13 protein-coding genes and 1 riboswitch are annotated in these 13,774 nt (G+C 75.8%); of the genes, 8 read left to right on the top strand and 5 right to left on the bottom strand.

Annotation, left to right across the window (positions count from 1 at the left end; all coding sequences use genetic code 11):
• Nucleotides 1-193: 193 nt before the first annotated feature.
• Entirely contained in the window at nt 194-889 is a 696-nt protein-coding gene (locus ACFXDE_RS21370) for a helix-turn-helix domain-containing protein (protein ID WP_380445240.1), read from the bottom strand.
• Between the two features lie 251 nt (nt 890-1,140).
• Nucleotides 1,141-1,285, top strand: a riboswitch (cobalamin riboswitch).
• 101 nt (nt 1,286-1,386) lie between these two features.
• On the opposite strand from ACFXDE_RS21370, the gene ACFXDE_RS21365 reads away from it, so the two are divergent.
• Genes ACFXDE_RS21365 through ACFXDE_RS21335 form a run of 7 tightly spaced genes read left to right on the top strand, consistent with a single transcriptional unit; the run spans nt 1,387 to nt 9,000 of the window.
• Nucleotides 1,387-2,349 (top strand): cobalamin biosynthesis protein, encoded by a 963-nt coding sequence (locus tag ACFXDE_RS21365; protein ID WP_380496418.1) that lies wholly within the window; start codon nt 1,387-1,389, stop codon nt 2,347-2,349.
• Nucleotides 2,346-3,866, top strand: coding sequence for a cobyric acid synthase (locus tag ACFXDE_RS21360; protein ID WP_380445238.1), 1,521 nt, complete (start codon nt 2,346-2,348; stop codon nt 3,864-3,866). Before ACFXDE_RS21365 ends, ACFXDE_RS21360 begins: the two co-directional genes overlap by 4 nt.
• Nucleotides 3,863-5,953 (top strand): putative cobaltochelatase, encoded by a 2,091-nt coding sequence (locus tag ACFXDE_RS21355; RefSeq protein WP_380496416.1) that lies wholly within the window; start codon nt 3,863-3,865, stop codon nt 5,951-5,953. Before ACFXDE_RS21360 ends, ACFXDE_RS21355 begins: the two co-directional genes overlap by 4 nt.
• Nucleotides 5,954-5,958: 5 nt before the next feature.
• Nucleotides 5,959-6,564, top strand: coding sequence for a cob(I)yrinic acid a,c-diamide adenosyltransferase (cobO, locus tag ACFXDE_RS21350; RefSeq protein ID WP_359960992.1), 606 nt, complete (start codon nt 5,959-5,961; stop codon nt 6,562-6,564).
• 4 nt (nt 6,565-6,568) lie between these two features.
• Nucleotides 6,569-7,936, top strand: coding sequence for a cobyrinate a,c-diamide synthase (locus ACFXDE_RS21345; protein ID WP_380496414.1), 1,368 nt, complete (start codon nt 6,569-6,571; stop codon nt 7,934-7,936).
• Nucleotides 7,933-8,496, top strand: coding sequence for a chloramphenicol phosphotransferase CPT (cpt, locus tag ACFXDE_RS21340; protein ID WP_380496451.1), 564 nt, complete (start codon nt 7,933-7,935; stop codon nt 8,494-8,496). Before ACFXDE_RS21345 ends, cpt begins: the two co-directional genes overlap by 4 nt.
• Before the next feature lie 33 nt (nt 8,497-8,529).
• Nucleotides 8,530-9,000 (top strand): OsmC family protein, encoded by a 471-nt coding sequence (locus ACFXDE_RS21335; protein WP_380496412.1) that lies wholly within the window; start codon nt 8,530-8,532, stop codon nt 8,998-9,000.
• A gap of 33 nt (nt 9,001-9,033) precedes the next feature.
• Here ACFXDE_RS21335 and ACFXDE_RS21330 read toward each other — a convergent pair whose 3' ends face one another.
• The 3 genes from ACFXDE_RS21330 to ACFXDE_RS21320 form a co-directional block, all read right to left on the bottom strand.
• Entirely contained in the window at nt 9,034-10,686 is a 1,653-nt protein-coding gene (locus tag ACFXDE_RS21330; protein WP_380496410.1) for a serine/threonine-protein kinase, read from the bottom strand.
• 117 nt (nt 10,687-10,803) lie between these two features.
• Nucleotides 10,804-11,259 (bottom strand): hypothetical protein, encoded by a 456-nt coding sequence (locus tag ACFXDE_RS21325; RefSeq protein WP_380496408.1) that lies wholly within the window; start codon nt 11,257-11,259, stop codon nt 10,804-10,806.
• A gap of 78 nt (nt 11,260-11,337) precedes the next feature.
• Complete coding sequence (locus tag ACFXDE_RS21320) at nt 11,338-11,907, bottom strand: MarR family winged helix-turn-helix transcriptional regulator (RefSeq protein ID WP_380496406.1); 570 nt, start codon at nt 11,905-11,907, stop codon at nt 11,338-11,340.
• A gap of 75 nt (nt 11,908-11,982) precedes the next feature.
• Between ACFXDE_RS21320 and ACFXDE_RS21315 the strand changes: the two genes are divergently transcribed.
• Complete coding sequence (locus ACFXDE_RS21315; RefSeq protein WP_380496404.1) at nt 11,983-12,939, top strand: EamA family transporter; 957 nt, start codon at nt 11,983-11,985, stop codon at nt 12,937-12,939.
• A gap of 63 nt (nt 12,940-13,002) precedes the next feature.
• Here ACFXDE_RS21315 and ACFXDE_RS21310 read toward each other — a convergent pair whose 3' ends face one another.
• Nucleotides 13,003-13,773: a hypothetical protein gene (locus ACFXDE_RS21310; protein ID WP_380496402.1), complete on the bottom strand. Its 771-nt coding sequence runs from the start codon at nt 13,771-13,773 to the stop codon at nt 13,003-13,005.
• Nucleotide 13,774 lies beyond the last annotated feature (1 nt).

Here is a 13,774-nt window from a genome sequence, read left to right as displayed (position 1 = left end):
CGCTCCCCGCTCTGTGAGTCTGCTGGGGACAAGTTCACTGGCGGGTGGGGGCGGGGGCCAGTGGGATGGGCTGGACGGGGGACGGGGTGGGGGTGGCGGCTCCTGCGGAGGGCGGGGAGGCGGGAGGCCGAACCGGAGCCGGGGACGGGGTGGGGGTGGGGGTGGGAGCCGGGGACGGGGCGGCCGGGACGGGTCAGACCGGGATCTCCGTGTGGAGGCGGCCGAGGAGTTCCCAGAAGCGCGGGGCCAGGGGCCGGTCGCGCGGGGGCAGGGTGGGCGTCGCGGCGCCCCAGTGCGGGGAGGACACCTGGTGCTCCTGGTGCAGGGCCGTCAGGACGGTCGCGAGGTCGTCCTCGTGGACCGGCACGAGCCGCGCGACCGCCCGCAGGTGGGGCTGCCAGCGGCCGTCCACGCACCTGCGCAGCCGCTGGTCGAGCTCGGCGCCGCGGCCGGTCACCTCGACGAGTTCGGTGAGCCGCAGTCCGAGCACCTGGGCGAGCGCGTGCGTCCGCTCCTCGTCGCCGTCCCACGTCCCGGTGAGTTCGGCCTCCTGGTAGACGCGCAGGGCGACGCCGATGCGACGGGCGGCGGTGTCCTGGCTCAGTTCGCGGGCCACGCGGTGGTCGCGCAGGCGGGCCGGGCGGGTGCCCATGAGCTGCGCGGGCGGGCACCACAGGGCGCGGGCGAGGGCGATGAACTCCTCCTCGGTGGGGCGCAGCTCGCCGCTCTCCCAGGCGATGACGTGCGTGGGCAGCAGCCGGACGCCGTGCGCGGCCATGCCGCCGGCGACCTGTTCGGGGGTCAGGCCGAGCCCGGCGCGGTGGGCGCGGGCCGCGGCGGGCGAGAACGGCACCGGGGGCAGGGCGGGCGGAGGCTGTCTTCGTCGCATGTGAACGAACGCTAGGGCCGGTACGAACGGGCCCCCAGCCGCCGAACGCACGAAGCGCCGGGGAGGGCGCGCGCGGACCGCTGGAGGATCACACAGGATGTCATGCCCCTGCGGCGGCAGTACTCGGAGGTAGTGACGGGGGCGTTCGGGGGCGCGCGCCGGGCCTCCCTCGTGTGACCAACCCCTCCGTGACCTCGGTTGACTCCCGGTTCGGCCGCGTGATGGGATCCCAGGGCCAAACGGAGGCATGCAGAGGAAGCCGGTGCGAGTCCGGCGCGGTCCCGCCACTGTCACCGGGGAGCACGGCCGGAACGACGCCACGGCGGACCGTCAGTCTTCGCTGACGTACTGCCGGAAGGCTCCGGGGGTGCGTTCGACCCGGAAGCCAGGAGACTCTCGCCCCCGGTACGTCGATCCAGGGCGCGGACCCTGAGTGAGGACTCGCACGCGATGCAGGCTGCCCCGACCCGCCGAGCCCTCCCCTGTCCCCCTCCGTCGTGCGCCCGCTGACCCGCGCCGCCGCCTTCGCGGTCGGCGCCGTCGCGGGCTACCTGGCGGACGCCCGCTACGCCGATCCGCGCCGCGGCCACCCGGTGGCCGTCTTCGGCGGTGCGGCGACCCGTCTGGAGCGCCGGATGTGGCGCGACGACCGGGCCACCGGGGCCGTGTACACGGCGCTCTGCGTGGGCGCCGTCGCGGCGGGCGCGGTGGCGCTGGAGCGGACGGCCGGCCGCCGGCCGCTGGGGCGGGCCGCGCTGGCCGCCGCCGCGACCTGGACGGTGCTCGGCGGCACCTCGCTGACCTGGGAGGCGCGCACGATCGGCCGGGCGCTGGCCGCGGGCGACCTGCCCGCCGCCCGGGAGCGGCTGCCGCACCTGTGCGGGCGCGACCCGAGCGCGCTGGACGGGCAGCAGATCGCCCGCGCCGTCGTGGAGTCGGTGGCCGAGAACACCGCGGACGCCGTCGTGAACGCGCTGGCCTGGGGCGCCCTCGCCGGCACGCCCGGTCTGCTGGCCTTCCGCGCCGTCAACACGCTGGACGCGATGGTGGGTCACCGCTCGCCGCGCCACGCCCGGTTCGGCTGGGCCTCGGCCCGGCTGGACGACGTGGCGGGCTGGCCTGGCGCCCGGCTGACGGCGCTGCTGACGGTGGCCGCCGCGCCGCAGCCGCGGACGGCCTGGCGGGTGTGGCGGCGGGACGGTTCGGCGCATCCGAGCCCGAACGCGGGGCAGGCCGAGTCGGCGTTCGCGGGCGCCGTGGGCGTGCGGCTGGGCGGCACGCTGCGGTACGGCGAGCGCGTCGAGCACCGGCCGGTGCTGGGCGCGGAGCTGCGGCCGGTGACGGTGGACGACATCGAGCGGGCCTGCGCGCTGTCGCGGCGGGTGGGCGCGCTGGCGCTGGGTACGACGGTCGCGGGGCACGTCCTGCTGCGATCGCTGCTGAGGAGGGGAAGGGCATGACCAACGCGCTGCTGGTCGCGGGGACGACCTCGGACGCGGGCAAGAGCGTCGTCACGGCGGGCATCTGCCGGTGGCTGGCCCGCCGGGGCGTCCGGGTGGCGCCGTTCAAGGCGCAGAACATGTCGCTGAACTCGTTCGTGACGGCCGACGGCGCCGAGATCGGCCGGGCCCAGGCGATGCAGGCCCAGGCCGCCCGGGTGGAGCCGGAGGCGGCGATGAACCCGGTGTTGCTCAAGCCCGGCGCGGACGGCCGCAGCCAGGTGGTGCTGCTCGGCAGGCCGGTCGCCGAGGTGGGCGCGCTGGACTACCGCGAGCGCAAGCCCGTCCTGCTGGAGCGCGCCCTGGAGTGCCTGGCGGACCTGCGCCGCCGCTACGACGTGGTGGTGTGCGAGGGCGCGGGCTCGCCCGCCGAGATCAACCTGCGCGACCGGGACATCGCCAACATGGGCCTGGCGACGGCCGCCCGGCTGCCCGTCGTGGTGGTCGGCGACATCGACCGGGGCGGCGTGTTCGCGGCGATGTACGGGACGCTGGCGCTGCTGTCCGAGGAGGACCAGCGGCACGTGGCCGGCTGGTTCGTCAACAAGTTCCGCGGGGACGCCCGGCTGCTGGCGCCCGGTCTGGAGATGCTGCACGGCCTGACCGGCCGTCCGGTGCTCGGCACCCTGCCGATGCTGCCGGGGCTGTGGCTGGACGCCGAGGACTCGCTGGACCTGTCGACGGTAGTGGACCGGGTCGACGGGCGCGGGCCGCTCGGGGCGGACGTGCTGCGGGTGGCCGTGGTGCGCTTCCCCCGGCTGTCGAACTTCACCGACCTGGACGCGCTGGCGCAGGAGCCCGGCGTGCTCGTCCGCTGGGCGACCCGGCCGGAGGAGCTCGCCGACGCCGACCTCGTCGTGCTGCCCGGCACCCGGGCCACCGTGGCCGACCTCGCCTGGCTGCGCGAGCGCGGGCTGGAGCCGGCGCTGCGGGCGCGGGCGGCGGCCGGGCTGCCGGTCCTCGGGGTGTGCGGCGGCTACCAGATGCTGGCGGGCTCGATCGTCGACGACGTCGAGTCCAAGGCCGGTGCCGTCGACGCGCTCGGCCTGCTGCCGACGCGCGTGCGGTTCGGCGTGGAGAAGGTGCTCGCCCGGCCGGTCGGCGAGGCCTACGGGCACCGCGTCGAGGGCTACGAGATCCACCACGGGGTGGTCGCCGTGGACGGCGGGGAGCCCTTCCTGGACGGGTGCCGGGTGGGCTCGGTGTGGGGCACGACCTGGCACGGCGCGCTGGAGAACGACGGGTTCCGCCGGGAGTTCCTGCGCGAGGTGGCCGCGTTGGCGGGCCGCGCGTTCGTCCCGGCGCCGGACACCTCGTTCGCCGAGGCGCGCGAGGCCCGGCTGGACCGTCTGGGGGACCTGATCGAGGAGCACGCGGACACCGACGCGCTGTGGAAGCTGATCGAGGGCGGGGTGCCGGCGGCCGGAACGCTGCCGTTCCTGCCGCCCGGTGCGCCTGAGGAGGCTGGCAACGCATGAGTGACGTCCGCTACCCGTTCACCGCGGTCGTCGGGATGACCGACCTGCGGCTCGGACTGCTGCTGAACGCGGTCTCCCCTGCCGTGGGCGGCGTGCTGGTGCGCGGCGAGAAGGGCACCGCCAAGTCGACGATGGTCCGCGCGCTGGCCGGCCTGCTGCCGTCCATCGCCACCGTCGACGACTGCCGCTTCTCCTGCGACCCGGCCGCGCCCGACCCGCAGTGCCCGGACGGACCGCACGCCTCCTCGGGGAGCAGCGAACGGCCTTCCCAGCTGGTCGAGTTGCCGGTCGGCGTGGCCGAGGACCGGATCGTCGGCTCGCTCGACCTGGAGCGCGCGCTCGCCGAGGGCGTCAAGGCGTACGAGCCCGGACTGCTCGCCAAGGCGCACCGCGGGGTGCTCTACATCGACGAGGTGAACCTGCTCCAGGACCACGTCGTCGACCTGCTGCTGGACGCCGCCGCGATGGGCCGCTCCTACGTCGAGCGCGAGGGCGTCTCGGTGCGGCACGCGGCCCGGTTCCTGCTGGTCGGCACGATGAACCCGGAGGAGGGCGAGCTGCGGCCGCAGCTGCTCGACCGCTTCGGCCTGACCGTGGAGATCGCCGCGACGCGCGACCCGGCCGAGCGCGCCGAGGTCGTCCGGCGGCGGCTCGCCTACGACGCGGACCCGGCCGGCTTCGCGGCGCGGTTCGCCGGCGAGGAGCGGGCGCTCGCCGAACGGATCACCGCCGCACGGGAGTTGCTGCCCAAGGTCGAGCTCACCGACGTGGCGCTCCGGCAGATCACCGCCGTGTGCGCCGCGTTCGAGGTGGACGGGCTGCGCGCCGACATCGTCATGGCGCGGACGGCCGTCGCGCTGGCCGCGTGGGACGGGCGCGCGGAGGTGCTGGAGGAGGACGTCCGCAAGGCCGCCCAGCTCGCGCTGCCGCACCGGCGCCGCCGCAACCCGTTCGACGCGCCCGGACTGGACGAGGAGCAGCTGGACCGGACGCTGGAGGAGCACGCGCAGCCCGAGGACTCCCCGGAGGACTCCCCCGGGACCGACGGTGACGGTGACGGCGACGACCCGGACGGCCCCGGCCCCGGCGACGACGGCGGCCCCGGCCCGGACGGCGGCGGCGCGCCCGAGCCCGAGAGCGGTCCGCAGGCCCCGGAGGCCGCCGCCTCCGACGCCGCCGCCCCGGACCTCCCCGAGCAGCAGCCCGTCCCGGCCCAGCACCCCGCCCCCGCGCGGGAGTCGGCGCCGGTCGCGGCCGGCGACCCGTACCGCACCCGGCTGTTCGCCGTGCGCGGCACCGGCCACGGCGCGCAGGGCCGCCGCTCCCCCGCCGAGACCGACAGCGGGTACACCGTCCGCGCGCGACGCCCCCAGGGCGCCCTCAGCCGCCTGCACCTGACCGCCACCCTCCAGGCGGCCGCGCCGCACCAGGTGGCGCGCGGGCGCTCCGGCGCCGCGCTCGTGCTGCGCAAGGACGACTTCCGCGAGCAGGTGCGCAAGGGCCGCGAGTCCAACCTGGTGCTGTTCGTCGTCGACGCCTCCGGCTCGATGGCCGCCCGGCAGCGGATGACCGCCGTCAAGGGCGCCGTGCTGTCGCTGCTGATGGACGCCTACCAGCGGCGCGACAAGATCGGCATGATCACCTTCCGCGGCGCGGGCGCCGAGCTGGCGCTCCCGCCCACCTCGTCCGTCGAGGTCGGCGCGGCCCGGCTGGAGTCGCTGCCCACCGGCGGCCGGACCCCGCTGGCCGCCGGCCTGCTGCGCGCCCACGAGGTGCTGCGGATCGAGCGGCTGCGCGACCCGGCCCGCCGCCCGCTGGTCGTCGTCGTCACCGACGGACGGGCCACCGGCGGCCGCGACGCGCTCGCGCAGTCCCGGCGCGCCGCCGGGCTGTTCGCCGCCCAGGGCGTCGCGAGCGTCGTCCTGGACTGCGAGTCCGGCCCCGTCCGGCTCGGCCTCGCCCGCACCCTCGCCGGACACCTCGGCGGCACCGCCGTCACCCTGGACGAACTGCGCGCCGAGGGCGTCGCCTCGCTCGTCCGCGACAGTCGCGACAACCGTGCAACCACCATGCGAAAGGCGGCCTGAGCAGCATGCCCAAGGGTGTTCCCGAGAGCGTTCCCGACGACGGCCTGACGACCCGCCAGCGCCGCACGCAGCCGATCACCGCCGTGCACACCGGCCCCGGCAAGGGCAAGTCCACGGCCGCGTTCGGCATGGCGCTGCGGGCCTGGAACCAGGGCTGGTCCGTCGGGGTGTTCCAGTTCGTGAAGTCCGCCAAGTGGAAGGTCGGCGAGGAGAACGCGCTGCGCGTCCTCGGTGCCTCCGGCGAGGGCGGCACCGTCGACTGGCACAAGATGGGCTCCGGCTGGTCGTGGATCCAGCGCTCCAGCGAGATGGAGATGGACAGCGAGGCCGCCGCCAAGGAGGGCTGGGAGCAGGTCAAGCGCGACCTCGCGGCCGAGACCTACCGCTTCTACGTGCTCGACGAGTTCACCTACCCGATGCACTGGGGCTGGGTCGACCCGGAGGAGGTCGTGTCCGTGCTCAAGGACCGGCCGGGCAGCCAGCACGTCGTCATCACCGGCCGGTACGCCCCCGAGGCGCTCACCGGCTTCGCCGACCTCGTCACCGAGATGACCAAGGTCAAGCACCCCATGGACGCCGGCCGCAAGGGCCAGCGCGGCATCGAATGGTGATTCCTTGAGCATCCCCCGCCTCGTCGTCGCCGCGCCCTCCTCGGGCGCGGGCAAGACCACCGTCGCCACCGGCCTGATCGCCGCGCTCGCCGCCCGCGGGCTCGCGGTCTCCCCGCACAAGGTCGGCCCGGACTACATCGACCCCGGCTACCACGCGCTGGCCGCCGGGCGACCGGGCCGCAACCTGGACGCCTTCCTGTGCGGGCCGGAGCGGATCGCGCCGCTGTTCCTGCACGGCTCGGCCGGGGCCGACGTCGCCGTCGTCGAGGGCGTCATGGGGCTGTTCGACGGGGCGTCGGGGCGCGGGGAGCTGGCGTCCACCGCGCACGTCGCCAAGCTGCTGCGCGCGCCGGTGGTGCTCGTGGTGGACGGCAGCTCGCAGTCCCGTTCGGTGGCCGCGCTGGTGCACGGCTTCGCCTCCTGGGACCCGGAGGTGCGGCTCGCCGGGGTGATCCTCAACCGCGTCGCCTCCGACCGCCACGAGCACCTGCTGCGCGAGGCCCTGGAGGAGGGCTCCGGCGTGCCCGTGCTGGGCGCGCTGCGCCGCTCCACGGCCGTCGCGACGCCCTCGCGCCACCTCGGGCTGATCCCGGCCGTGGAGCGGTCGGCGGAGGCCCTGCAGGCCGTCGCGGACATGGGCGACCTCGTCGCCGCCTCGGTGGACCTGGACGCGGTGCTGGCGCTGGCCCGGACCGCACCGGCCCTGGACGCCGAGCCGTGGGACCCTGCGGCCGAGGTCGCGCCGGTCGCCGGCCGGCCCCGGATCGCCGTGGCGGGCGGCGCCGCGTTCTCCTTCTCCTACGCCGAGAACGCCGAACTCCTCGGCGCCGCCGGGGCGGACGTCGTCCCGTTCGACCCGCTGCACGCCTCCGGGCTGCCCGAGGGCACCGCCGGGCTCGTCATCGGCGGCGGCTTCCCCGAACTGTACGTCCGGGAGCTGAGCGGGAACGCGGGACTGCGCTCGGCGATCCGGGAGTTCGCCGCCTCCGGCGGTCCGATCGCGGCCGAGTGCGCCGGACTGCTCTACCTGGGGCGGGAGCTGGACGGGAAGCCGATGTGCGGCGTGCTCGACACCACCGCCCGGATGACCGAACGGCTCACCCTCGGCTACCGGGAGGCCGTCGCCCTGCACGACTCCCCGCTAGGCCCGGCCGGCACCCGGCTGCGCGGCCACGAGTTCCACCGCACGGTCTGCGAGCCGGCCGCCGGCGACCACCCCGCCTGGGGGTGGCGCCTGCCCACCGGACCCCGCACCGAGGGCTTCGCCGGCGGCAACGTCCACGCGTCGTACCTGCACCTGCACTGGGCCGGCACCCCGGAACTCGCCACGTCCTTCGCGGGCGCGGCGGCGGCCTACGGGGGTTCGCGCTGAACGTCGTCGTCCTCAACGGTGGCTCCAGCTCGGGCAAGTCGAGCATCGCGCGCCACCTCCAGGAGCTGCTGCCGGAGCCGTGGCTGCACCTCGGCACGGACACCCTGGTCGACGCGCTGCCGCCACGGCTGCGCGAGGGCGGCGAGGGGATCGGCGGCATCGGCGGCCCGGACGGCGGGGGCGAGGACGCCGACGGCGTGGTGAGCGTCGGACCGGCGTTCGCGGCGCTCGACGCGGCCTGGACGACCGGGGTCGCGGCGATGGCGCGGGCCGGCGCCCGGATCGTCGTCGACGAGGTGTTCCTCGGCGGCGCGGCCTCGCAGCGGCGGTGGCGGGCGGCGCTGGACGGCTTGGACGTGCTCTGGGTCGGCGTGCGGTGCGACGCCGCCGTCGCGAGCGCCCGGGAGGCGGCGCGCGGCGACCGGGCCGCCGGGATGGCTGCGGCGCAGGCGCAGGCGGTGCACGTGGGTGTGACGTACGACGTGGAAGTGGACACGTCCCGGACGGATGCGGTCGGCTGCGCCCGAATCGTCCTCGGCCACCTCCCCGGGTGCGATTGACTGTCCGCCAGGACCGTCCGGAGAGGCTCGCACATGCCCAAGCTGCACACGTACACCACCGAGGTCACCTGGACCGGCAACCGGGGCACCGGCACCGGCGACTACCGCTCCTACGGCCGCGACCACGACGTCGCCGCCGACGGCCGGCCGACCATCCCCGGCTCGTCCGACCCCGCCTTCCGCGGCGACCCGGCCCGCTGGAACCCCGAGCAGCTGCTCCTCGCGTCGATCTCGCAGTGCCACCTGCTCTGGTACCTGCACCTGTGCGCCGTCAACGGCGTCGTCGTGACCTCGTACGTCGACAACCCGGTCGGCACGATGGCCGAGACGCCCGAGGGCGGGCACTTCACCTCGGCGGTGCTGCACCCGCGGATCGAGGTCGCGTCCGCGGGCATGGTCGAGAAGGCGCTCGCCCTGCACGCCGACGCGCACCGGGCCTGCTTCATCGCGAGCTCGGTCAACTTCCCGGTCCGGCACGAGCCGGTGGTGACGGTCGCGCCGTAGTGCCGTGGCCGGACAGGTCCACGGCACTAGCCGTCAGAGGGCCAGGGTCTGCCAGCCCCGGGTGATCTGGTCGTGGACGGCCGCCGGGTCCGGGGCCGCCTGCCGGGCCTCCCGCTGGGCCGCCGCGAGCGCGGCCAGCAGGGCCGCCCCGTCCGCCGGGCGCTGCGCGGGGTCGATGGCCAGGGCGCGGGTCACGACGGCGGCGAGCCCCGGGTCGAGGTCCCGGACCGCCGCGACCGCGGCCGGTTCGGGCCCGGTCTCCACGATCCGGCGGATCACCGCTCCCGTGCTGGTCGCCGCGAACGGGCTCGCGCCGTGCGCCGCGCACACCACGCAGCACGCCCACGCCCACACGTCGGCGGCCGTGCCGACCCGCTCGTCGCCGAACTGCTCCGGCGCCATGTACGTGAGGGTGCCGGGCCCGCCGCCGGTCATGGTGAGCCGGGTGCCGTCCACGATCGCCGCGATGCCGAAGTCGAGCAGGCGCGGACCGGCCGTCGTCAGCATGATGTTCGCCGGCTTGAGGTCCCGGTGCACCAGCCCCAGCCGGTGCACCCCGGACAGCGCCACGGCCAGCGCGAGCGCCAGGGCGCGCAGCGCCTCGGCGGAGCGGATCGGCCCCTGCTCGCGCAGGTGGACGTCGAGCGGGCGGCCGTCCAGCAGCTCCATGGCGAGGTACGGGCGACCCTGGTCCACGCCCGAGTCGAGCACCCGGGCGGTGTAGGCGCCCGGGACCATCGCCAGCACCTCGGACTCGCGCTGGAAACGGCGCAGGAGCTCGGCGTCGTCGAGGAGTTCGAGGTTGATGGTCTTGAGCGCGACCTGCGTCGCGGAGCCCTGCCGCTGGGCGAGGTACACCGTGCCCATGCCGCCGGAGCCGATCCGGCCGAGGAGCTGGTAGCCGCCGATGACGCGGGGCTCGTGGGAGCTCAGCGGCTGCCCGACGGCCGGGACGGGCAGGGCCGGCGGGGTCGGCGGAGTCGCGGGGGCGGGCGGGGCGAACTGCGGGGCCGGGGGAACGTATTGCGTCTGAACGTACCCCTGCTGCGGCGGCACGGTCGCTCCGTACGGGTTCGGCGGCGGTTGCTGTGCCGCACCGGTGCCGACGGGCTTGGGCCGGCGACTCGTGATCACGGCCACGATCTGGAAGACCAGCGCGGCCGGGACCAGGATCACCGGCAGGACGAACACGGCGAGCACGGCACGGAGGACCAGCAGTCCGACGACCCTGAGCTGAGTCCGCCTGGAGCGCCACGCCTGCTGCGGCAGGCCGGTGGCCAGCACGTTGCGCTGGGTCAGGTAGGAGAGCCCCAGCCAGAGCACCAGGCACACGACGAAGACCGTGATGTACCAGGTCCTGGCCAGGTGGACGGCCAGGTGCACCTCGAAGGAGATGTACCGCGCGTTGGCCGTGTCGAACGGCCGCACGAGCAGCCTGTCGCCGAAGACGAACATCGCGGGGGTCACGGCCACCACCCCGGCCGCGGTCAGCACGGTGACGGCGGCATCACCGATGGCCGCCCCGATGCCGCCCGGGGCGCCCGCGCCCGCGTCCTCCCCGAGGGCCGTCAACGCCCTCCGGCGCATTGCCGCCTGGGCGCGCACCAGCAGTGGGAGCGTCGCCAGTCGGATCACCAGCACCGCGCCGAGCAAGGCGAGCAGCGCCACCCAGAAATTGTTCAGCATGCTTCCCCCAGCCTCATCGAGCACAGGGAGTATAGGGGGCCCGGGGCCGGCGTGACCGACGGCGAGGAGGTCAGTCCCGATCCCGGCCCCCAGGCAGCTCGCCCACCCACCGGCCCCCTACGGCCGGCCGGCGGCGAAGGTGCCGCGGAGGGGGTCGGCCTGGTGGCAGGCGGGGCAGCGGAGGCGGGTGTAGATCGCCACGGGGCCCATGCAGACGTCCTCGCGGCCGTCGGCGGGGGAGGCGGAGGCGGCGGGGCGGCCGCATTCCAGGCAGCGGCGGGTGGGGCGTTCGGCGGTGGAGCAGGCGCGGCAGAGCATCCGTTCCGGGGCCTCGGCGTGGACGACGACGGGCTGGGGGCCGCCGGCGCAGAGGTGTTCGCAGAAGGTCCAGGTGTCGTCGGCCTCGGCCGCGAGCATCCGGGCGCGGGCCTCCTGCTGCCAGCGGGCCGCCTGCTGGATCGGGATCGTCACCGGCGGACCCCAGCCGGCGGCCATGAGCCACTCCCTGCCCTCGGCGCCGGCGGCTCGGAGCTGGTCGTCGACGGCGATGTCCCTGGGTGTCCTGTCCTTCATCGGCGTTCTCCTCCGGCACGGTTGTGCCGGGTCTAACGCGACCGGGGATCGGTTGGATACGTCGTCCCGCCCGGGGCACTACACCCGCTCGACGTCTCCGTGGGCGACGAGCAGCTTCTTCAGCAGCGCGTCCAGCTGGGTGCGTTCGCCCTGGTCGAGGGGGGCGAGGAGGCGCTCCTCGTTCCGGACGTGGCCGAGCAGCAGCGTGTCGACGAGCTCCTTGCCCTCCGGGGTGAGCCGGACCAGGACCGCCCGGCGGTCGCCCGGACAGGGGTGCCGCTCGACGAGGCCCTTCGCGGACAGCCGGTCCACGCGGTTGGTGATCGCGCCCGACGTGACCATCGCGGACTTGAGCAGCGCGCGGGCGTTCAGCTCGTACGGCTCGCCGGCCCGGCGGAGCGTCGCGAGGACGTCGAACTCCGAGGTGTCCAGGCCGTGCTGGGTGAAGTACTCGCGCAGGGCGGAGTCGACGCGGAGGTTGAGCCGGCGCAGCCGGCCGATCAGGGCCATCGGGCCGCTGTCGATCTCGGGGCGGGCCCGGGCCCACTGGTCGACGATGTCGTCCACGGTGTCGCGCTGCTGCACCTGCTCCTGCATGGCCTCCGCCTCCTCCGGCCGCTGTCCGTACCCGTTTATCTTAACCTTCACATACTTGACGTTCACAGATCCTCGGCGCACAATTTATCTCAACGTTCAGATAATCAACGTTGAGGGGAACCCGCCATGGACCGGAACCGCCTGGGAATCGCCGCCACCGCCGCCCTCGCCCCGGCCGCCTGGGGCACGACCTACCTCGTCACCACGCAGCTCCTGCCGGAGGGCCGTCCGCTGCTGCTCGCCGTCGTCCGCGCCCTCCCGGCGGGGCTGCTCCTGCTGCTCATGGGGCGCAGACTGCCCAAGGGGCGCTGGTGGGGGCGCGCGGCCGTGCTCGGGATGCTCAACATCGGGCTGTTCTTCCCGCTCGTCTTCGTCGGCGCGTACCGCCTGCCCGGCGGGGTCGCGGCGACCATCGGGGCGATCCAGCCGCTGCTCGTCGCCGGGTTCTCGATCGGCGTGCTCGGCATCCGGCCCGGGCGGCGGACCGTCCTGGCCGGACTGGCCGGGGTCGGCGGCGTCGCGCTCCTCGTCCTCAAGAGCGGCGCACGGCTGGACGGCGTCGGCATCGCCGCGATGGTCGCGGGGATCGGGCTGATGGCGATGGGCACGGTCCTCACCCGCCGGTGGGGCCGTCCCGAGGGCGCCACCATGCTCGACCTGACCGCGTGGCAGCTCCTGGCCGGCTCGGTCTTCCTCGTCCCGCTCGCCGCCGTCGTCGAGGGCGCACCGCCCGCGCTGACCGCCACCAACCTGGCCGGGTTCGCCTACCTCGGGCTGTTCGGCACGGCGCTCGGCTACGTCCTCTGGTTCCGCGGCATCGAGCGCCTGGGCGCCGGCCCGGCGTCCTTCCTCGGCCTGATCAACCCCGTCGTCGCGACGATCGGCGGCCTGGTCGTCCTCGGCCAGACGCTCACCCCGTGGCAGGTCCTGGGCCTGCTGATCGCCCTGGGCGCCCTGGTGGCCGGCCAGTCCCCGGCCCGCACCCCGAAGCCCGCGGCGCCGGCCCCGATCCCGGTCCCGGTCCCGGCCCCGAAGCCCGCGACGACGAACCCGGCCCCCGAAGCGGCACCAGCCGCCCGCTGACGTCCCGTGCCCCCGCCGAGCCCGCTCGGCGGGGGCACGGCGTCGGGGCGGGAGAGGAACGCGTCAGCCGGTGGCGCGGACGTAGATGTCGGCGGCGCCGGGAAGGCCCCCGGGGATGGTGGAGACGTAGATGCGGCGGCCGGCGGTCGTGGTGGGGGCGGCCGAAGCCGCCGTCGGAGTGGCCGCGGGGCTCACGGTCACCGTCGCGGTTGCGGTCGCGGTCGCCGTCGCCGTCGGAGTGGGCGGCGGCGGGGTGTCGTCGTCCTCGTCCTCGTCCCCGTCGACGGCCGCGGGCGCGGGCACGGGCACCGGGTCCGCCGGGGCCATCTCCGTGGTCAAAGTCGGGGACGGCCCGGGGAGTTCGGGCGCCGACGGGGACGGCTCGGGGACTTCCGGGGCCGTCGTGGGTTCGTTGCCGCCGAGGGCCGTGGAGAGGTCGGGCGGGAGCGGGGCGGCGGGGCCCGGGTCGGGCAGGTCGTAGGCGCGCAGGAAGTCGGCGAGGCCGACGTCCTTGCCGCCCGCGACGCGGTAGTGGAGGTACGCGACGGCGGACCCGTCGGGCGCGTGGGTGTAGACGGAGCCGACGGGCACGAAGGCGCGGCCCGCGCCCGGGTGCTGGGACGCGTGGAGGCCGGCCAGGCGTTCGGCGCGGTCGCGGTCGGTCTCGCGGCCGCCGCCGCCCAGGGTGAGGGTGTTGATGCCCCGGACGAGCAGGGCCGCCGCGACGGAGACGAGCAGCACGAGGCTCACGGCGACGGTGCGGCGCAGCACCGGCCGGCCGTGCAGGGCGGGCCAGGAGTCGGTGACCACGCGCTCGGGCGGGATTCCGTCCACC

The organism is Kitasatospora sp. NPDC059408 (assembly GCF_042751525.1).
GTDB lineage: Bacteria > Actinomycetota > Actinomycetes > Streptomycetales > Streptomycetaceae > Kitasatospora.
Note: the sequence above shows the minus strand (reverse complement) of the source record. Positions and strands in the feature narration are given on the sequence as shown.

Bases quoted from the DNA above. Each gene is read 5' to 3' on its own strand.
- ACFXDE_RS21330 (WP_380496410.1), bottom strand. From the start codon at position 10,686: ATGCTGAACAATTTCTGGGTGGCGCTGCTCGCCTTGCTCGGCGCGGTG.
- ACFXDE_RS21360 (WP_380445238.1), top strand. From the start codon at position 2,346: ATGACCAACGCGCTGCTGGTCGCGGGGACGACCTCGGACGCGGGCAAG.
- ACFXDE_RS21315 (WP_380496404.1), top strand. From the start codon at position 11,983: ATGGACCGGAACCGCCTGGGAATCGCCGCCACCGCCGCCCTCGCCCCG.
- cobO (WP_359960992.1), top strand. From the start codon at position 5,959: ATGCCCAAGGGTGTTCCCGAGAGCGTTCCCGACGACGGCCTGACGACC.
- ACFXDE_RS21335 (WP_380496412.1), top strand. From the start codon at position 8,530: ATGCCCAAGCTGCACACGTACACCACCGAGGTCACCTGGACCGGCAAC.
- ACFXDE_RS21355 (WP_380496416.1), top strand. From the start codon at position 3,863: ATGAGTGACGTCCGCTACCCGTTCACCGCGGTCGTCGGGATGACCGAC.
- ACFXDE_RS21325 (WP_380496408.1), bottom strand. From the start codon at position 11,259: ATGAAGGACAGGACACCCAGGGACATCGCCGTCGACGACCAGCTCCGA.
- ACFXDE_RS21370 (WP_380445240.1), bottom strand. From the start codon at position 889: ATGCGACGAAGACAGCCTCCGCCCGCCCTGCCCCCGGTGCCGTTCTCG.